This is a genomic window from Aeromonas sp. TW 6 (assembly GCF_013168745.1).
Classification (GTDB): Bacteria; Pseudomonadota; Gammaproteobacteria; order Enterobacterales; family Aeromonadaceae; genus Aeromonas; species Aeromonas caviae.
Window position 1 is genome coordinate 66096 of record NZ_JABERS010000018.1, and the last position, 18151, is coordinate 84246.

18 protein-coding genes are annotated in these 18151 nt (G+C 52.3%); 2 read left to right on the forward strand and 16 right to left on the reverse strand.

Features of this window, described 5'->3' with window-relative positions:
- Nucleotides 1–82: 82 nt before the first annotated feature.
- From HKD46_RS10945 to HKD46_RS10965, 5 genes are all read right to left on the reverse strand, one after another.
- Complete coding sequence (locus HKD46_RS10945; RefSeq protein WP_171865431.1) at nucleotides 83–616, reverse strand: hypothetical protein; 534 nt, start codon at nucleotides 614–616, stop codon at nucleotides 83–85.
- A gap of 816 nt (nucleotides 617–1432) precedes the next feature.
- Nucleotides 1433–1735, reverse strand: coding sequence for a hypothetical protein (locus tag HKD46_RS10950; protein WP_147273897.1), 303 nt, complete (start codon nucleotides 1733–1735; stop codon nucleotides 1433–1435).
- 79 nt (nucleotides 1736–1814) lie between these two features.
- Nucleotides 1815–2558: a hypothetical protein gene (locus HKD46_RS10955; RefSeq protein WP_171865432.1), complete on the reverse strand. Its 744-nt coding sequence runs from the start codon at nucleotides 2556–2558 to the stop codon at nucleotides 1815–1817.
- Between the two features lie 658 nt (nucleotides 2559–3216).
- Nucleotides 3217–3675: a hypothetical protein gene (locus HKD46_RS10960; protein ID WP_171865433.1), complete on the reverse strand. Its 459-nt coding sequence runs from the start codon at nucleotides 3673–3675 to the stop codon at nucleotides 3217–3219.
- A gap of 18 nt (nucleotides 3676–3693) precedes the next feature.
- Complete coding sequence (locus HKD46_RS10965) at nucleotides 3694–4392, reverse strand: hypothetical protein (RefSeq protein ID WP_114522796.1); 699 nt, start codon at nucleotides 4390–4392, stop codon at nucleotides 3694–3696.
- A 313-nt stretch (nucleotides 4393–4705) separates the two neighbouring features.
- Here HKD46_RS10965 and HKD46_RS10970 point away from each other — a divergent pair, with 313 nt between their 5' ends.
- A complete protein-coding gene (locus HKD46_RS10970) occupies nucleotides 4706–4951 on the forward strand; it encodes a hypothetical protein (protein ID WP_114522797.1) in 246 nt (81 codons plus the stop codon).
- 512 nt (nucleotides 4952–5463) lie between these two features.
- Here HKD46_RS10970 and HKD46_RS10975 read toward each other — a convergent pair.
- From HKD46_RS10975 to HKD46_RS11010, 8 genes are all read right to left on the reverse strand, one after another.
- Entirely contained in the window at nucleotides 5464–6348 is an 885-nt protein-coding gene (locus HKD46_RS10975) for an IS982 family transposase (RefSeq protein ID WP_077097209.1), read from the reverse strand.
- A gap of 99 nt (nucleotides 6349–6447) precedes the next feature.
- Nucleotides 6448–7326 (reverse strand): hypothetical protein, encoded by an 879-nt coding sequence (locus tag HKD46_RS10980; protein WP_171865434.1) that lies wholly within the window; start codon nucleotides 7324–7326, stop codon nucleotides 6448–6450.
- 47 nt (nucleotides 7327–7373) lie between these two features.
- Nucleotides 7374–8030 carry a hypothetical protein gene (locus tag HKD46_RS10985; RefSeq protein ID WP_114522799.1) on the reverse strand — a complete coding sequence of 219 codons (657 nt, stop codon included), beginning with the start codon at nucleotides 8028–8030 and terminating at the stop codon, nucleotides 7374–7376.
- Nucleotides 8031–8051: 21 nt separating this feature from the next.
- A complete protein-coding gene (locus HKD46_RS10990; RefSeq protein ID WP_185219264.1) occupies nucleotides 8052–8366 on the reverse strand; it encodes a hypothetical protein in 315 nt (104 codons plus the stop codon).
- Between the two features lie 482 nt (nucleotides 8367–8848).
- Nucleotides 8849–9766 carry an IS5 family transposase gene (locus HKD46_RS10995; protein WP_160837301.1) on the reverse strand — a complete coding sequence of 306 codons (918 nt, stop codon included), beginning with the start codon at nucleotides 9764–9766 and terminating at the stop codon, nucleotides 8849–8851.
- A gap of 376 nt (nucleotides 9767–10142) precedes the next feature.
- The gene (locus HKD46_RS11000; RefSeq protein ID WP_147273898.1) at nucleotides 10143–10568 is read right to left on the reverse strand and encodes a hypothetical protein; all 426 of its coding nucleotides are present in this window, start codon (nucleotides 10566–10568) and stop codon (nucleotides 10143–10145) included.
- A gap of 399 nt (nucleotides 10569–10967) precedes the next feature.
- Nucleotides 10968–11969 carry a ParB N-terminal domain-containing protein gene (locus tag HKD46_RS11005; protein ID WP_161507962.1) on the reverse strand — a complete coding sequence of 334 codons (1002 nt, stop codon included), beginning with the start codon at nucleotides 11967–11969 and terminating at the stop codon, nucleotides 10968–10970.
- The gene (locus HKD46_RS11010) at nucleotides 11969–13201 is read right to left on the reverse strand and encodes a ParA family protein (RefSeq protein WP_114522803.1); all 1233 of its coding nucleotides are present in this window, start codon (nucleotides 13199–13201) and stop codon (nucleotides 11969–11971) included. Before HKD46_RS11010 ends, HKD46_RS11005 begins: the two co-directional genes overlap by 1 nt.
- A gap of 301 nt (nucleotides 13202–13502) precedes the next feature.
- Between HKD46_RS11010 and HKD46_RS11015 the strand changes: the two genes are divergently transcribed.
- Nucleotides 13503–13841, forward strand: coding sequence for a hypothetical protein (locus HKD46_RS11015; RefSeq protein ID WP_114522804.1), 339 nt, complete (start codon nucleotides 13503–13505; stop codon nucleotides 13839–13841).
- 382 nt (nucleotides 13842–14223) lie between these two features.
- Here HKD46_RS11015 and HKD46_RS11020 read toward each other — a convergent pair whose 3' ends face one another.
- The 3 genes from HKD46_RS11020 to HKD46_RS11030 all read right to left on the reverse strand — a co-directional run.
- The gene (locus tag HKD46_RS11020) at nucleotides 14224–14970 is read right to left on the reverse strand and encodes a hypothetical protein (RefSeq protein WP_114522805.1); all 747 of its coding nucleotides are present in this window, start codon (nucleotides 14968–14970) and stop codon (nucleotides 14224–14226) included.
- A gap of 259 nt (nucleotides 14971–15229) precedes the next feature.
- A complete protein-coding gene (locus HKD46_RS11025) occupies nucleotides 15230–17182 on the reverse strand; it encodes a hypothetical protein (protein WP_147273899.1) in 1953 nt (650 codons plus the stop codon).
- Nucleotides 17183–17888: 706 nt separating this feature from the next.
- On the reverse strand, nucleotides 17889–18151 hold a 263-nt coding region (locus HKD46_RS11030), incomplete at its 5' end, for a transposase (RefSeq protein ID WP_171865435.1).

Below are 18151 nucleotides of genomic sequence, written 5' to 3' on the forward strand. Positions count from 1 at the left end.
CAGCGCTCGAGAGCGCACTGTCCGGCACGGACTTTTTCATCAACGCTCCCAGGAGTCTCCCAGGGACCGATCGCGGTTTGGCTCAATGCGCTCGGGGAAACCATTCCGGCTTATGCTGTCTATCCATCCGATAGATGGCAGCACTGATCTCAGTGACATCGTCCACGCTCAGCATTGCGGTTTGGGGCTGACAGATTGCAGGTCGTAACCGGCCTTTGCTGTCACCATGCTCCGCATAGATATTGAGCAAGAGGTGCAAACGGTCGCCTGGCTCGGCCTGCTGTACCCAATCCTGACAGACTTTCGATAGCCGCACGTAATGAGTGACAGCCACGGGTAACATCTCAGCTTGGGCGAGGTCTGCATCAGCCTTGTTCGCCTCTAGCATCATGTTGGCGATGTAGGCGCTCGGCATCGAGATAGGTAGCAAATCAGGGGCGCGGGTCTCCTCTAGTTGCTGGTCGGTGAGAGACACGATCCTCATGTTTGATGTCCGATAGTCCACCACGTACACGAAGTGAGTCTTGAAATGCTTGGTGTGATCGCAACACTGGTTGGTGTCCCACCCTGCCGCCCGAAGGTGCCCGTGGGTAACGGTATTGTCTAAGTCGTCCATATAGCTCCTGATTAGCCGCAAGGCGGCCAATGTGCTGATGAAATTAACGACATATTACCAAGATGACTGGTACTGGAGATGATCTGAACCAGGTTGGACCTGAATAGACCCACCCTCAATGTCCGGGGGCCACCTTGAGCGCGGCACCGGGATGTCCGACGGACGTGCGTTCTGTCGTGGCCAGCACGCTGACCTGGCGGCTGATGTCCGCTTTACCTCATCAATATCCGTGCAGGACTTTTTCGGTGCACCACTTGCCCGATTTACCCCGGAGCTCCGGGTTCCCACCCCGGTGCGAAGCCAGTCGCGACGCGGATTCACGGCGATTTGGCAGGCAAAATGTCCTGCGTGGAAACCCGGTGCACCATTTACCAAATTTACCCTGGTGCGACGCAGGTCTGCGGGTCGGACGTGAGCGATGCCTGCCGGGCTGATAATGTGGGCGCAGGACTTTACCGACCCTTACAGCGGCGGTACCAGGGGAGCTGCGGGCATGGCCTGGTCGAGTCACCGGTGGGAGACATCGGTTTTAGCATCCGTTGTCCATGGTGGACGGGCAGATCTGCCTTCACCGGTTCACCAGGTAAACCACCACCCCGGCGGCAAGGGTCTCTCGGGCGAAGGCCCCCCTATCCGGTAAGCGCGGTGGTAGCTTGGTATAAGAGAGCTTTAGAGCGGGAAAAGTGCCCGGCCTGATGAGACCGGGCTTTTACTATGGACCCTCAGCGAGAGGGAGATGCCTCAATAGAGAGCGTTGGCTAGTCTTACCAAAATGGTCGTTTACCACCTCGAAAGGTGGAGATGAACCGGCTCAAATTACGCAGCGACAGTGGTCTTGGCAATGGCCTTGGCAAAGTAGCTGGTCGCATCATCGCACCAGCTCTGGTATGCCTGCTTAAGGTCGGCACCCTGCAGGCGGAAACCGTTGCTGTCAAATTCGATGCGCCCTATGGTGATCGGCGCAAGTGCCTTGGCAGGCCAGGTTTTCACATCCCATGAACCCGATACCAAGCCACAGTTGTGTGCCTGATGGCCGCCCATGCGTGGGTCGCGGGCAAACTCCAGCAAGGTGGCGATGAAGAAGCCAAGCTCAAGTTCGTTCGCGGACTTCAGCGCCATGCGGTGCTCCATGGTGGTTCCAGCCGTGATCGCTTCGTACTGGTGCTTGAGAGAGGATTGCGGAATTGGATGTGTGCGATTAGGCCAGTGTGACGGCGTGATCCGGGTATTTTTCGTTGTAGAGCTCGCGCAGGTACCCATACTTCTTCATGTCATGGCGGCGCATGATGAATACCAGCATGTCTAACGTCTCATCAGGGTCAGCAAATACCGCTATCTCACGCTCAACTTCCTTTGCACACCACGAGCAGACCGCTTCCTCCACATCGCCAACCAAGATCACTTTTTCGTGCTCGGCCAGCTCAACCAGCTGCTCCGAATAGGCAGAAATGGACCCCAGATCTGTCAGAATGAAGAGTTCCAGGTTGCCCCCTTCCACGTACTCATGGGCCGGGACCATTTTAAAAGCATCTTTCGATAGCACCGTTGCCAGATGGTCGATGACCTCGTTCTCAAACCCCTCCGGCAGGCCGGGGTATGTTCCCCACCATTCACTACCGCGCTTCTCGTCTGTGTAAGCATCAGCAATGCGTTGAAGCATGGCCTCCAGCTTGGAGTCATGGGCCAGCGCCTTGATGCTGGACAGGGTGGCGTTGGGAATGATGGGAAAGCACAACTGCGATCCGTGGTACATCTCGTTAAAGGCTGCGACCGAGAAACCTTCATCCATCGCGTAGGAAGCGTCTATCTCTATCTCGCCCGCGCTCGGGTTGGGGCAAAATTGCAGATAGGTAAAATGATGGGATGCCTCATCAGAGGAGCACCAGTAGAGCGGTGCATTAGTGGCGGGGACGCGGTGAGGGTAAGTGATGAACATAGTCATTGCGCGATCCTTAGCTGGTCGCTGTTGTTATAGGCGTCTCCTGTTTACCCGGATCAAGCGCCGTCATGCAATGCGAAGACGCGCCCTCTTGCGTGTTTTGCGACGCAGACCAAATTCCTCAACCGGGTTGGTACAGGATGTGGCCAGCACACTGACCTGGGAGCTGAAAGTCCGCACTCGAGACCTGATGTCTCTGCCGGACATCCACATTTTTCTCACACCCGGTGGCCTGGCGAGCTCCGGGCCCCCACCCCGGTGCTACGCCGGTTGGGAGCCCGGTAATCCCTGAAAAACGCTCTGCGCGTCCTGCAAGGACAACGTGCTGCAGCCTTGACCTGGTCGATGCCCCGTCGGGCGGCAGGGCGTTACCTGGACAGGCAAATGTGCGAGTCCGCCCACCACATTGACTCCCCCCCTCCCCCGGTACCAGGCAGCGAACTTTCTACCGGGGTGATCACCTCGATGAGGAGATGAGCGGGGTCGATACCGATCTCGATGTGGCCGACGGACAAGGAGTTGATGGAGATGGAAGCGGGCGTGCGATACGGGTACCTGCCCCGGTGAGCAATCCAGATGTCTTGAAGAACTGGGGAAAACGGAGGGGAGAAAAAAGCGAGGAAAGAAAAAGGCCGCCCTCCGGTGAGGACAGCCTATCGCTCTACAGCTTTGCGCGGACGGCGGCTAGGTTTTCTGACAACGACCCTGTCAGGCTCTGGGACTGGGCCCAAAACACCCGCGCCATTTCATAAGCGGCATACTGCTGGGGCTGGCTCAGGGCGTGCAGCTGGCGCACAGCTGCTGCAATCTCCGGCTCCAGCTCGTCAATGCTGATGACCCCGTACAGATCCATCACGTCCGACGCTAAGCGGAACGGGGCAATGGTAGGCCCCCCAAAATAATGTCCCGCATAGGCGTTGAACAGCTCAACCCAGGTGGTGTCATCAAGATCCGGCACCAATTGGCCGAGCAGCCGCGAGAGATCGGCGGTGGCCCCATTGAGGGCACTGCTCCAGCTTAAGCTCGGAAACTCCGAAGATTCGTCAGCGCTACTCATCTGGCGGGCCTGCACGTAGGCAACGGCCTGTTCTGATAGTTGAATGCTCTTTTTGATACCCATGTCTTCGTTCCTTCTGATTTACGAGCTAACGTCCTGCTCGAACTGGCGGTTGTAATCCTCAAGCACACTGGCATAGAGGCTACTGTTGTACTCGACCAAGAGTGTTGCGGCTGTCTTGATGGCTGCAGAGGGCATACTCATACGGCGAATGTAATGCTCTACTTCTATCTCAACCGCTCTCACCACGGCCTCTTCCATGTCGCCAAGGATTACCGTTTGTGCCCTCTCCAGTTCAGCGGCGGCATATTTTGCGAAGCTACCGTGCTCAACCACCCCCTCAATCACGTTTTCGCCAACAAGCCAGTCAGATGCCAGCCACACCTCTTCTGCGATAAGCCTGTGCTCCAAGTAGTCAATGATGCCCTGTTGCCAGTCTTCATCCAGATCGCACTGCCCCACATAGTTGTTTCCGTTCCACACAATCCGGTAGTGGTCGCGAACATTGGTCAGCATCGCGGCCAAGTCCTCATCGTCTGCCAGTGAAAGAAGACTGTCCCGGCTGGCGAAGGAATGAATGTAGAAGCGCACCAACTTTCCTAAAGCCACATCAGCAGGCAGTGCGGGGCCAATCTCACCGCTATAGTCGGCTTTCAGAAAGAGCTCAGGACTTGATGGGTCAAACTCTAAAAATGCGGGTTGAGGGCTGGTTTGCTGCGGGTATTGGAAAAATACAGGTGCGTAAGAATCGTCACGTAAATGGATAGCGATCTGGCTCATAACTCTCTCCTCGTTCCCTGCTCCATCCCGGCTTGGGTGGCTGCTTGGGTCAGACGTCAGCGGGGTGCTGACCTGGTTCAAATGTAGCCGATTACGACTTAAAAGAGAACTGTTTTTTATGATATAAATATCCCTGCAAGCCGCGTCGCTACTGGGTTTGAGTCAGATCATAGAGTCCGGCAAGGACATCGGCAGCGACATAGAAATTGAGGCCAAAATGACTGGCAACATTTGCACCCAAGGTACCGCATAGGCACTTCGCACCGGTGCGTTGTTCACATCATTCACCGACACAAGAGATAGAGAGCCGCAGATGAAAGGTCACATAATTAAAGAGGTGTTCCTATCCACCAAAGGGGATCCCTCTGTGGGTCTTGGGAGCGAAAATGCGGTGCTCACCGCACAGGGCGATTACCTGCTGGATCTGTGCGTTGTTGACGAAGAGGAGCGCTCTGATTTAGTCGAGGGTTTCAGGGCCAAGCTGGCTGACACCTTCGCACTCATATGGGGAGAGCCAGTCATTGTGCGCTTTGACTACGAAGAAGCAGCTCTAGCCTAGTGACCTTCTCGGGCCGGGCACCCGGCCCATACCACCCGTTTCAACCCCCTACCCTGCTGGCAAAATCAGATCGACGCGCTGGTTCCTGGTTGTCTTCGACGGATTTTTTTAGAAGGCATTGGTCTGGCCTAGCCTTTGGCCATCCAAAATTAACAGTGTTAATTTGTAAAATGCCTGCGTGACATGGCTAAGCCTTGGGCCATCCAAAATTAACAGTGTTAATTTCCTAAAAGTGCCGACCAGTCCGTGGGGGAAGTTAAGCCCCAGCAGCTGACGCCGAAGCAAAATAACAGTGTTATTTTAGCTAATGCTTACGGCACCACCTTGTCCTGACCGTACCTTTCCTAGAGCCAAATCGCGCTTTCCGTGAAGGACTGCCAGATTTGAAGAGCTCATCAGCTGCAACACCCTACCGTGCAAATGAAAAACCCCGCTCTGTGCGGGGCTGGTGGGCGACGGCTGACAGCATCAAACTTCGAGCAGAACGATGTCGTAGTTAACCTGAGATCGGTTTAAGCCAGCATTATCACGGCTTGCTCTTCGGATGTAAGATTCAAGGCTGGCTTGTTGTCTTTGTGGCAGTACGCGATCAGCCCTCCAAGCAGATTCAACATAAATCCATGCATACTCCTGTGCCGTGAATGCTCTATCTGCGAGATGTTTTTCAGCTGGTCATTGATTGTTTCAATGATGAACCTTTTGGATAGCATTGCCCTGTCAAAAAGCGAATGGACCTTTGGTTTCATATTCTTACGGTGCCCCGTTATCAATGTCACTCCCTTGGCTGCCAGCTCATCTGATAACGCTTGACTGATATATCCTTTATCGCCGTATAACCGGTCCGGTAAACAGGCTGCTAATTCCCTGACCGGTGCCCGGTCATCGACATTTGCTGGTGTCAGCTTGGCGGCAACCAGTCCGCCCATGTGATTCACAATGAGGTGTAATTTGAATCCATAAAACCAGCCCATTGTTCCCTTGCCTCGCTTTGCGACACCATCGAATACCTTGTGCCGGGGAATCCGCAGGTTATGACAGACCTTGATGCTGGTCGAATCAACAAATTCTATCCCGGTTGGGGTTGCCTTCAGCTGGGTGAAATAGGCACAGAGCGGGACCAATACGGATGGCATCATCTCGAGGAACCGGGTGTAACTGAGCAATTGAGGAAAATCCTGCATGTGATAGCGCCGGAGCAAACCGTTGTAGAAGTTTTTGAAATCCCGGTGGTGTGACATGTGGAAAGCAATGATGATGCACATTATCTCACTCGCGCTCATGCGCCCGGTACGCTGGCGTTGACGCTGACCGCTAACCAACAATTGCTGGTGCCATTGAGGCATAAATACGGCACAAAAATCATCAACATCACAGAAGAGTTCCAATAACTTGTCCATGCCCGTTCCTTTGTGGTCAGTGTCTTTGTCACTGCAGGATCAGATCTTGGAACGGGCATTGAGTTCATTTTTTACGCCGTTTTTTATCCCGAGTTCAGGTTAGTTAAATACCCCGTCCGCAAGGGCCTTGGCGCGACTCTCGTAAGCCGCTTCTTCATAGGGCTCCTCATCACTGGGATGACATACAAACTTACCATCATCCAGTTCAGTCAAGATGACGCCCTCTTTCTCCAGTAGCGCCTGCACCATATCTAGCGTGGCCTGGTCATGCTCGGACAGGCCGAGCCAGGTGTCACTGTCTACAGAACCGTCCCCGGCGTAGGCGCAGTTCTGATCTTCAACCAGCATCCCATCGACACAGATCACCAGATCTACCGAGCGGCGCTGCATACTTACCAGCGTGAAGGCGGCATCGGTCGAGGCAGCCACCACCCGGTCAGCATTCGTAAAGCCAGTGTCGTTGTCGATTGAGATAACCGTGTAGAGCTTGTCTGCAACCACCGACTCGCTGGTGGTAGCTGGAACTTCGTTCACGGGCTCAGAGGTGGGCACGGGAGTCTCGTTCCCCACGGTCAGATCAAGGCCGTTATCACTGATGCACTCTTTCATCGCTTGCAGCAACGAGCCGTAGTTCTCACCGCCTTCCGAGCCGTCCTGACCCACCCAGCCAAAGCCTCCGTCCTCTTCGACAAACCAGAAGCCGAGAGTCTTGAACTCCTCAATCAGGGCTATCGCTTGCGGTTCGGTGAGCGGAACAGATCCATTCAGCCAGTCATCACACGCGACGAGATCGTAGCCAGCCATCAGGGCTGTTTCACTCTGGTCAACATCACCCTCAACGCAAATGATGAGATCGCTGTGGCGCTTGAGGGCCACGAGGGTAAAAGCGTCATGTTTCGATTCAGCATGTACGAGGTCGGTGTAGATTTGACGGCCAAATTCGCTTTCGATAGAGACGACGGTGAAGAGCTTGGTCATGGTAACTCCTTGGTAATGGATTCAGGTTCGGTAAGGGGTGGCGATACTCACGTTCCGCGCAGGACACGCAGCTGGATTGGGCGCACGACGTCGTCCTCCGAATCCAGCAAATTGATGTGTTGGTTCTGAATGCAGTGGCGCATAGCTTGTATTTCGGTAGGGAATCCAAGACGAATCTCCAGCGAATCTCCTTTGCTCCATGTGTACCAGCCATTTACCGCAATGAAGGAAAGGCCGAGCTTGTCCATGTGTGCGGTCAGGAGGGCCATCTGCTCCGGGTCAGGGTCAATATCAAGAGAGCGCCATTGAGATGGCAGGATGACGCCTAACCGGTCAACACAATGACGGATGGCGCGATAGAGGGTCGGAAACACCAGCGAGCCCTGAATGCTGTCTTCATCTACCCAGGTGTACCAGCCATCCACAGTTGGGATCAGGTAGCCCATCGCGTAAAGACGAAGACGAAGCCGGTCCTCAATAGTTGGGTCAATCTCTCGTATGGAGTCGATCCAACTTTGACTATCTACCGGCCCATCATTGAGCTTCAGCAAGCCACGCAAGTCCCCTTCGGCACAGAAGACCAGCTGCTGATCGCCCATCAAGGCGACAAGGGTGTATGCGCCTTCTCGGGTGCCTGCCTCTACCACGGTGATGCTATGTGAGCGGGTGATACGATTCATACCGACGACAGTAAACAGAGCCATAGTGCGTCTCCTCTATTGAAATCAGGCGGCACGACGGGCGCGGCGCTGGGCAATACGTTGGGCAATCCGCTGCCGTGCTTCTGCGGCCTCGTCGATGCACAGCATCATGCCAAGCAGCAGGGTGTGACGAAGGTTCCTCTCTTCTTCCGTCAGGAAGTCAAAGGCGGTGAAGCTGACCGGCACACTGCCGTAATCTGAAACCCGCTCGCGCAACCGGGTATTTGCTACCTTGCTCAACGCTTCGTACTGCTGCTCTACTGCCTCACGGCCTATCGCCTTGAAGTAAGCAATGGCGTCTCGTTCCGCTGCAGGCTGAGTGGTGTCTAGCGCGTTCATCGGTGATTCCAAACTGAGCAATCTCTAAAACGATACTACTGGCGTTTTTATCTGTTTTCAAACGTTTCGACAATTATGAGCGCATGATTATTAAGCGCCGACCAGTGGGTACTGCAATGCAAAGTGGGAACGTCAGAGAGCTGGGGAAAGGGTGCTGACGGTCGCTTGACCATTAGGCAGACCGCCGGTTTCCTCGACGGACGGCAAGACATACGACGCTGAGCTACCAGGGAGATGAAATAGGGGAAAAAGGTACAGCAGGACAGGCAGGCATAAAAAAAGGCCGGGTGATGCCCGGCCAAGTCCCATGAACAAACTTGCTAGAAATTTAGGCCGGTAGCCGAGAGGATGTGGTCAAAATCGACCTCACACTGATCGCCAACCAGACAGTGAGCACTGCCATCTGACGCAACTTGCACCGGCATACGGCCTTGTTGCACAATTCCAAAGCAGGACAGCAGTCTCTCAGGCGCCGATTTCGCTCAGTTGACCTGTTGTCGTACAGGCATACCTAACCCCGTCATCCTGTTGATAGCCTTCACCCACGCCAGTGCTTCACCTACCTGCGCGTTGTAATTTCTCAGGCTCAGCTTTGCACCGATGAGCTGCTTGACTCGGTACATGGCTGTCTCGGCTTTAGAGCGTTGATGGTAGCCAGAGGCCTGCTTCCACTGCGCCAGCTCTCCCGCCTTGAGGGCAGTGACCGCTTCATTGCGCGGATGCCCCTCTTCCCACAGTGCCGCATTCTTTCTCGGTGGGATAGTGGCCTTGGCCCCCTTCTTCTTGAGTAGGGCATGACAGGCTTTCGTGTCATAAGCCCCATCCGCACTGACTTGCTCTATCTTGCGTCGTAACGGGTTGAGCAAACTGGGGAACACTTCGTTGTCTGCCACCGTCTCGAGGCTAACCTCGGCGGCGATAATCGCATGGGTGGCGGCATCCACTGCCAAGTGAAGCTTACGCCAGACACGCCGCTTCTCCTTGCCATGCTTTCGGACTTTCCACTCACCTTCGCCATAAACCTTCAGCCCGGTCGCATCAATCACCAAGTGGGCGACAGCCCCTTGGCTGGGCAACCGGTACTTGACCTCCACCGTGTTGGCCCGCCTGCTGATGCTGCTGTAGTCCGGTGATGTCAGGGGCACCTGCATCAGCTTAAACAGCGAGTTTATAAACCCCTCTAGGGCGCGCAGTGGGAGCTTGAATACGCCCTTGAGCATGAGTGCCGTCTCGATGGCAGTATCGCTGTAGTGGAAGCCACGACCCCGCCGCCCATGATGAGTCTGGCAATGCCACTGCTTGATAGTATGCTCGTCCATCCAGATGGTCAGCGACCCGCGTTGTACCAACGCTTGGTTATATTCTTTCCAGTTGGTGATGTTGTGTTTTGACTTGCCCATCGACTGTGCTCGGTGATTGATCCGGGAGATCAGATCACCACTTGGCTAGATAGTTCCCCGATTTGTGCAACAAGGCCCCGGCATACTGAAATGCTGGTCAAGCCCGACGTCCAGCCAGGACACGCTCACATTCAGACCTCGAAAATAACGGGCTAACCCAGTCACAAGCTCGGCTACCGATGAGGGGGCAAAAGAATCGCCGTCCACCGTGACCAGCAACGGGGACGTGGGGGAAAGAACCGATAAATCGCTGCTACCAACTACGTCCATCTACCATACTCCCTTGATCAAATGGCACCCCTGCACATTACCAAAAATTTCAAATAAAAGACCCACTTATGGGTCCGATTGCAAGGGGAGGGTACGTGTGTGACGGTTAGTGAAGAGGTCGCCGGTAACTGCGAGGCAGGTCCGGGCCGGGGCTGTCTATGCAGGCCATGCCGAGCTCGAAGAGATGGTCAAAGGTTGGGGGCAGGGGAGATGACCGCTCATCCTCGTCGCGCCAGTTGGCAAAGCCAATGAGGGCCACATTCAGCAGCTCTCCGAGCACCAGGCGCAGTTCCTTGGCTTCGGCATCAATGAGCGTGATCAGATGCTCCCATTCGACATTGGTGTGCTCTGAGCGCACCACAAGCCCGCTGGGGGATACATCATTTGCGACACAGAAGACAAGATGCTCGTATGATCGGAACCAGCTACGACGATCCGCATTCAGGTGCAGGTACTTCTCGCAGGCCAACCCGTATATATACCGGTCAAAGCCCGGTTGCAGATCGGTACTAGAGTCATCTTCCAAGTTCACGTTGAATCACTCCTTACCCCCCAAGCAGCGACTATCGAGGTGGCCGCATAGGGGTGAGAACAGTTGCATAGAGCTAAATTGCGTTGATAACCATCATAATACAGATAATAACGCCTGTCGCAACGTTTTTAGATAACCCCGATGTGAGCATAGATTCCTTGGAGGACACTGGTTAGATGCGGGTTTGCACGATTAGGGTAAGACAACGTCGGGGGTTCGCCATCGCACGTAGATACACCGTTCCGGACGGCTTCGTGCTGCGGGTGTTAGGGACGTCATCGAAAATTAACACTGTTAATTTAGACCCCGGACGGTACCCATCGCCACCGGTTGGCAGAAGTGCCCCGTCATGATCGACGGGGCGCAATGGTGAAGTAAATCGCTTGGTAGAGAGGGGGATTACTGCGGATCAGACGAGAGCGTTGCAAGCAGGTCGCAGATAGTCTGTCGCGAGATGCCTTCTGGAAGCGTGAGCTTGATGACATTGCCCTTCTCTTCCCTCACCTCGATGCCAGAAATGAGCTCAAAGGGCTGAGTAATCTCAGCACTGCCGCCGGAAAGCGCTTGGGCCTCTGCGCCTATCTCTGCCAGCGCTATCGATCTTTTGCTGTACGGTTGCTGATCCTTTGCCCACAACAACAATTCGTCCAATTGAGGCTCGGATAGGGACTTAGTGATCTTACGCAAGGCTAGAACCGTTGGTCGGCCCGTACCTGTGCCCTCCGGCAGCAACTGGTAGAGAGGCAACGGGATCTCAATGGCTTGCAAGGCATAGTGTACTTCGGGGACAGTAACACCAAAGGCAGCGGCTACCGCAGCCTGATCCAATCCTTCGTCATTCTTGACTCGCGCATAGTGCTGGCCCTTGTCATAGAGAGAATTGGGGAGGGTGATGTTGGCTATCCGGCTCAACTCGCGTAACTCTGCAATACCCGACGCATCAGAGGCTTTTATGTAAGCAACTGGCAACCCCTTGCCTGCCAGCAACGCGCAGAAGCGGCGGCGCTGACCATCGAAGATCGCGTACCTTCCATTTTCATCACGGACGGCCAACACCTCCATGATGACGCCACCAGAGCTCACCGAACCAATCAGATCAGTCACGGTTTCTGCCGTCACACTGCTTTGCGACCGGACATTTGCCTCATGGATGTAGGTTAGCTTTCCAACCTTATCGGCCGGTACATAGGCCGAAGTCAGCGTCACGTTTCGGCCATCCTTTAGCCGTAGCACCCTGAATGCACCGGAGGTGATCACCGCCGCCGCCAGGGACGCTTCGGGGTCCGAGTTTGGACCATCATTAGCGCCTGTCAGGTTAAAAGAAGCGATATGACTACCCGTACCGGGGGTGTTGGCCGCTTTCTTTTTCAAAAAATCGCCATTTAATTCGTTGCGAGCCATTACTTAGCCACCTCTAGCACATTTGCAAAAAATTCTTGAATCACCATCTCGGCATTATATTGTGCGCGACTCAGCGAACTGGGTGCGCCTGAATAGTCATTACGGTGGATAGTGAACACAGTTCGGCCATCCTCAGAGACGACGGAGAACGGTCTGAGTAGTTCGAGAGGGTTTGTCAAAACCCGCACATGGTCGAGGTATCTCAGCAGTTTGAAATGGTCCAGGTGCTGCGGGTTGGTACCGTCATACTTGCTGGCCATAATCCAGACCGAGTCTGGGTTGAGCCGTGCCGTCGGAATACTGGCCAGCAGGCCGTGAATGGATTCGAGAAATTTCAGGGATGAATCGAGTTCTAGCGGGTCGAGCGAAATCGGGACAAACAGGCTGTCACACGCCTCCAAAGTATTGATTAACGCCCCATCCAGATGGGGTCCGACATCGCATAAAATGCAGTCAAATGAGTCCCTTAATGGATCTATCACAAATTTCGTGAGCAATTCCGACATGTTGACGCCCGTTTCGGCGGCATGTTGATGGGCCTGAAGCGAAAACAGACCATCAGCCCGCCCTGCAGGCATAACGAATAAACCGTCGCTGGAAGTAGGTAGCATCCATGACCTGACAGTGTCCGGCGTCGCGCGCGAAGCGATAGCCTCGATGGCTGAATGCTGGTCTTTCTTCCCGAGACCAGAAAAACCGAAGGCCAGCGAGGTCGATCCCTGTGGGTCAAGGTCGATTACGGCAACGCGCAGTTGGTGCTTTATCAGGTTGCGGTGATGAACGAGGCCGGTCGCGATGGTGACCAGGCTGGTGGTTTTACCTACACCGCCCTTCAGATTGATGCAGCCGACCACTCTCGCGCTCTGGCTCGCACCCAACACCTTATTCATCTCTGCGTAGGAGCGCTGGCCAGATGCCTTGTAGATAGCTCGCACATCGGCATGTGAATAGGAGTGGAGTGTTCGAGCATTATTTTTGCTGGGTTTTTGGTTAAACTCACGACCACTGTCTTCCAGAAGTTTGATGGCAGCATCGGCCTTGGCGCGAGTCATATTGGGTAAACGATGTAGTTGATACTGCGAGAACACTACCCCTTCCGGTTCATCCTCTCCGTTATCCCCAATACGCTCATTTTTGGCGTTTTCGAGATAGTCCAATGTAAATCGTGCCTCATCCCGTAAACTCTCAAAGCGCATAAGCTGTTGTTGTTTTGCCAGGTCAACGTCCATCATTGAGACTCCATTCACTAATTATAGTGGTCGATATGAAAAAGCATGATGGCCAAACATATCAGAACAAACGCTTGAGAGACAAACAAATCATAAGGTTGCCAATTAACAATCAAACATGAGCGTCATACGGCTCTTTTTCATGCCTGTTTTCGGAAATTAACACTGTTAATTTTGGAAAATCATCGAAAGGCAGCCCTCGCGAGCAAACCACAACGAGCGGCCAGAAACCCACAGAACCGACGCCAGCGACTTACTACGGGCCATAAACTTGCCCAAGGACATTGAGAAAGGACAGGCATTCATGCCACACAAACCCCACATCAACCAGAAAGAACCATTGCCCGCTTCAGAGTTCACCTACGACTCCCTCTGTACCCGATTCCGTAGAGCGAAGAGTGAGGACACCCTCGACATCATGTTTACCGGGGCAATGAACCGGATCGCCCGCGAGCTATCGGGCAAGGAACGATTCCAGGCTGAAATCGCGGCCGCCCGAGCCCTGGACAAATGCCAGCAAGATTTCGACCGAACAGTGCAGGGTGTAGAGAGAAAGGCCAACCACGTACTCAAGCAGATCAGCACCACTCATCGCCCCTACAACCCTAACGATGAGTTGCAGCGTCTACTGAGCGAGCTTTAACGTGAAATCGACCCCTGCTTGATGCCACACTGCAAAGCTGAGCGGCATTTTTAGTAAAAAATCAGTTTATTTTTGTGAATTAACAGGTCTATTTGAGTATTTTTTCAGTCATATCGGAGAAAACCGGTAAGAAATCAAGGTAAAACCCCTGTATTAGTAATTTATCCGTTTATTTTACTAATTTATCGCTTCCTTCTGAGCTTAAAGCCTCAATGGAGGCTCTAACGGGCAGTGCGGGACATGGGGGCCGAAAAATGCCCCCTAAAAGCACTGATGCTCTCCGGAATGGATGACTTTGAAAGGCAAAAGGTGAGGGTGTGCGAGTCTTTTGCGGACAACCAGCCGAGAAATGATGGCTGTCACGCGCAGCAGGGGGAGGGTCTTAAAAGTATCCTTCGCAGCGTTTCGGGTTGAAGTTAGCTACTAGGTCGGCAAGCTCATCTTCCAGTAAAGACAACTGGTTCATAAAGCTACCCTCGGCAATAGGCCGTGGCGGATTTTCCCCGAACAAAGAATGTGCGTAGTCCATGAGGATCTGCAGGGTGCGTTGTTTCACACGGAGGGTATCTCGGCAGTAGAGGTCATAGGGCATCCTCAGATAAAAGTGCAGCGTGATGTTGGCCATCTCCGCTTCGCAACCACTACTAAAGAGCCTTGCATCTACATCCTCAGCATCCTCTTTCATCCACTGGCAATATGTAGCAATGCTGCCCGCTTGAAGAAGATCATTAAGCCGGAACCGGCGTCGCATCACCTCGGGCGTCCAAAATTCAACCCGCTCAAGCGCTGTGTCCAGATAGTCCTCCATCTTCCTGCACTGTTTTAACCGTTGCCCATAACCGGCACGCACCTCTTCGAGCAGCTGCTGGAACTGCTGATCCATCACCAGGCCGTAAAGACTACTACGGGTGGTGGTAGCCGGAACCTTGAAACGAACGTGAACCCCTAGCTTGATACTATGGTCGGTACGGTTACTATCCGGGTCAGCTCCGGCGTATAAGATCAACTCCTTCTGCTTCGGGTAGAAGTCCAGGTAGCCAGGCATGACACACCCGCCTATCGAATCCCAACTGAACATAGGAAGGTCGCTTTCGCTTTGGTTGTTAGAGGATTGGATGATGATGCTCATGATCGCTTCCTGCTCGATGGTGGTTCATGGCCACACGAGACGGCCAGGCACAAGGACTGGGTGGCTTTGATGTTGTCCAAGGACACCAACTGCTCAGCTTCATAGCAGGCAGAGGTGTCCTGGTAGGGTGGCAGTTAGTAGAAACATCCTAAACACATAAAGGGTGTTCTTTAAGCGTTTATGAAAGAATTACACCTTCTTTGAGAGGTGGCGCACAAACTCTACGGTTGACGCCAACCCGCTCTGGTACTAGAACGCTCTACTTTTCAAAGAAGGTCTTTTTGGTCGGTATCGCCTTGAAGATAGCGTTGACCTTCTGTGATTGACCGGTCGCGTTCAGCGGGAGAACGAGACGGCTTTTCAATATATCAGCGCGGATAGCATTAAGCATGTCATTACCGCCATCACCCTTGATAATCTTAAATATTAACTCCAGTTGATCTTTGAACGTTATTTTCCAAGCATCATAATTCTTTATTTGAGAGTTCTTAGGAAGATCCTTTATCAAATCAGCGAGACGATTGCCGGTAAGTATCTGTGCGCCAAACCACGCATCCTTAAATAGTTCATCAAGTGCTTCAAAGACCTCTGGCGAGAGAATTGATTTAAATGTATCGTAATAGGTTTGTCTCGATTCACGGACAATTACACGTAAACTACTGCTTGCTTTGGTTTTAAGTTTTTGATCATCTTTCACCCTAAGCAATAGCTTGGCTATAAATGTCATGGTTTCAGCATAATGCTTAATGTAGTAAGCCGTCTTATCTGCTGTTCTATTGTCGATGGCTTTACCTCGGGGGCGCTTGATACCTTTCAGTAGAACTTTAACTTTACTATGGATGTCTTCTAAGGACACCGAATCAACATCGTCAGAGGTAATAGATTTGAAATGGGTTAAGGCATGATCACCTTTTCTATGCCCACCCAATTCTTTACCTGGCACCTTGAAGCTCAGCCTGTGGCGAGTGATCAATATGTTGGTCTTTACGCCACTTATGATACATAGATTAGCGTTAGATTGGTTTAGCTCAACCCGCTGACCACGGCAATGGATTTCAATTTCAATTACATTGAGTTCCAACAATTCAATGAATGCGGCCTGTAGCATTTGGTACTGATTTGTCCTATAGGAAACACCAGGTTTAAGGGGGTGTATACCTGACAAAATCTCCTTTGCGCTGAACCGCTTACCGACTTTTACCCAACCTGTGTCTTTGTTAAACTGGCCTGTGGCTTGGGCTGCGATCCAGAAGGACAACAGGGAACCGAGTGAGTGCTGGAGAACCAGTAGGTTTGAGCGATTCATAGGCAACAATCGTTCGGTGGCGCGATAGAGGTTACGCAACTCTAGTGACGGTTTAATATGTATAAGGCCATCGTTTTCTAACTTGATTGAATCGACTAGACCAGTAATCAAAATCCCGCCTTTGCGAGCATGGCCATTATTGCCCTCACGGTTTGCATCTTCGTAAAACTCATAGAACGTTAGTGCAATATTCCTAAAGCGACGAAAGGTCTCTACAATACGCTCATCACTCATATGATTCTTAATATAAGAATCAACTTCCTCTTCTGGCAACACATCCAAGAGAGGTTTATAAAAGTCCTTGGGCTCAATGGTTTTAGCATGAGTGGTAGCAGCTCGCTCATATTGTGAATGCGTCATCCGGCCCAAGATGCTAACTAGACAGAAATACGAGCGAATGTCGAAGGAGGTATCCATGACAAAGCCTGTCATTTTCATGTGCGCGTAGCCAGTGATCATCCCATCTGGTACATCATATATCTTTCTAGGATCGAGTTGCGGTCGCGCGAAAGGATTATTGATAACAGCATTTGGCAGGGTTCGAAAAAGCCCAGCTGCGATAATTAAAGGTACGTGGTTATCCAGTTGCTCAGGAAGAGATTTATTTTTAGGTCCGTCAAAAGCAAAACCTTCCTGAACTATTTCGCTCTTGGATTCAACCTGAAGTGGTAATGTCTCCGCAGGACAGGCGGGGGCAGCAGGAACCACATTGGTGGTTGGCGACCCAGACTCCACCAACCAGGAATTTTGGTTGAGCGCTGGTCCCAAAATAGAAAAAGCCTGCTCAATGTCAGCTTCCCCCGAGCCACCGGTTCGGGCGAGATAACTGAGGATCGGCTCGATTTTGAGAGGGTCAACCCGTGGCACCAATGCGTCAACCACTGCCTCTGTCAGCGGCAGTCCCATAACCTGCACCTCAACTTGTGCGACAAATCGAAGAACCCGGCTTCTTAAACTATCCACGCACCATCCCCCTGTGCAAAACATGTTATTAAGCTGTTCATACTCCTGTATATCCTGTGTAAGTGACGGATTTATAACCGTTTTTAGGTGATTATTATGGAGTAAACACAGCGATATTATGGAGTAGTTTGCGATTATTATGGAGTAGATTCTGATTATTATGGAGTAGTTTGCGATTATTATGGAGTAATTTTCGATTATCATGGAGTAAAACAGAGAAAAAAAGCCTTATATATCAAAGCCGTTTAAGCTCTATCTTTATCATTGATCGTTGATCTTTGATCCAAAGAAGATCTAAAGATCAAGATCTAATGAATAATGACAGAACTAATAGTAGAAAATGACTTCGCTCAATTTTTCCTTCCTAATCAATGCTTTTCTCTGATTCACCACAGACCAACAAACCTAATTGCCTCATAGGACGCGCTGCACTGCAAGGAGGACCGTTTGGGCGACTAGGGTATTAGGGATGTGCCTGAAAGCCCGTAGCGAGCGATACAGAGAGCGTCTGATTCGGTGCATGAAGTGGATCCTCGCGAGGATCCTGAAGACACTCTTGCATGGTGGTTCCACGCAACTGCCGGGGGCTGGTTGAATTTACGGTTACCAGGCAGTCCTTGGACAAGCTAAATAACTGATCCCAATAGTGCTACACCTTCGCTGTGCCATAGCCATTCCCCGGGAAAGGAGACACGGTATCCATGAAGTGTTTCACTCGGGCCAGCAGGTTTGCCATCCCTCTGCATTGATGATTGCGCGTGATGGTTTCATGTAACTTGTGCCATAGCCGTTCTATGTGATTAACCCAAGGGCTGTAAACTGGCTGGAACACCAGGCAGAACTTGGGATTCTTCTTCAACCATCGCTCGGTCTGTTTGCTTTTGTGAATGATGTAGTTATCGAGGATCAACG

Coding starts and splice junctions, on each gene's coding strand:
- HKD46_RS11020 (WP_114522805.1), bottom strand. CDS start 14,970: ATGAGCATCATCATCCAATCCTCTAACAACCAAAGCGAAAGCGACCTT.
- HKD46_RS10965 (WP_114522796.1), bottom strand. CDS start 4,392: ATGAGCCAGATCGCTATCCATTTACGTGACGATTCTTACGCACCTGTA.
- HKD46_RS10970 (WP_114522797.1), top strand. CDS start 4,706: ATGAAAGGTCACATAATTAAAGAGGTGTTCCTATCCACCAAAGGGGAT.
- HKD46_RS10995 (WP_160837301.1), bottom strand. CDS start 9,766: ATGGGCAAGTCAAAACACAACATCACCAACTGGAAAGAATATAACCAA.
- HKD46_RS11005 (WP_161507962.1), bottom strand. CDS start 11,969: ATGGCTCGCAACGAATTAAATGGCGATTTTTTGAAAAAGAAAGCGGCC.
- HKD46_RS10990 (WP_185219264.1), bottom strand. CDS start 8,366: ATGAACGCGCTAGACACCACTCAGCCTGCAGCGGAACGAGACGCCATT.
- HKD46_RS10975 (WP_077097209.1), bottom strand. CDS start 6,348: ATGGACAAGTTATTGGAACTCTTCTGTGATGTTGATGATTTTTGTGCC.
- HKD46_RS10960 (WP_171865433.1), bottom strand. CDS start 3,675: ATGGGTATCAAAAAGAGCATTCAACTATCAGAACAGGCCGTTGCCTAC.
- HKD46_RS11010 (WP_114522803.1), bottom strand. CDS start 13,201: ATGATGGACGTTGACCTGGCAAAACAACAACAGCTTATGCGCTTTGAG.
- HKD46_RS10985 (WP_114522799.1), bottom strand. CDS start 8,030: ATGGCTCTGTTTACTGTCGTCGGTATGAATCGTATCACCCGCTCACAT.
- HKD46_RS10950 (WP_147273897.1), bottom strand. CDS start 1,735: ATGGCGCTGAAGTCCGCGAACGAACTTGAGCTTGGCTTCTTCATCGCC.
- HKD46_RS11025 (WP_147273899.1), bottom strand. CDS start 17,182: ATGGGACTGCCGCTGACAGAGGCAGTGGTTGACGCATTGGTGCCACGG.
- HKD46_RS10955 (WP_171865432.1), bottom strand. CDS start 2,558: ATGACTATGTTCATCACTTACCCTCACCGCGTCCCCGCCACTAATGCA.
- HKD46_RS10945 (WP_171865431.1), bottom strand. CDS start 616: ATGGACGACTTAGACAATACCGTTACCCACGGGCACCTTCGGGCGGCA.
- HKD46_RS10980 (WP_171865434.1), bottom strand. CDS start 7,326: ATGACCAAGCTCTTCACCGTCGTCTCTATCGAAAGCGAATTTGGCCGT.
- HKD46_RS11015 (WP_114522804.1), top strand. CDS start 13,503: ATGCCACACAAACCCCACATCAACCAGAAAGAACCATTGCCCGCTTCA.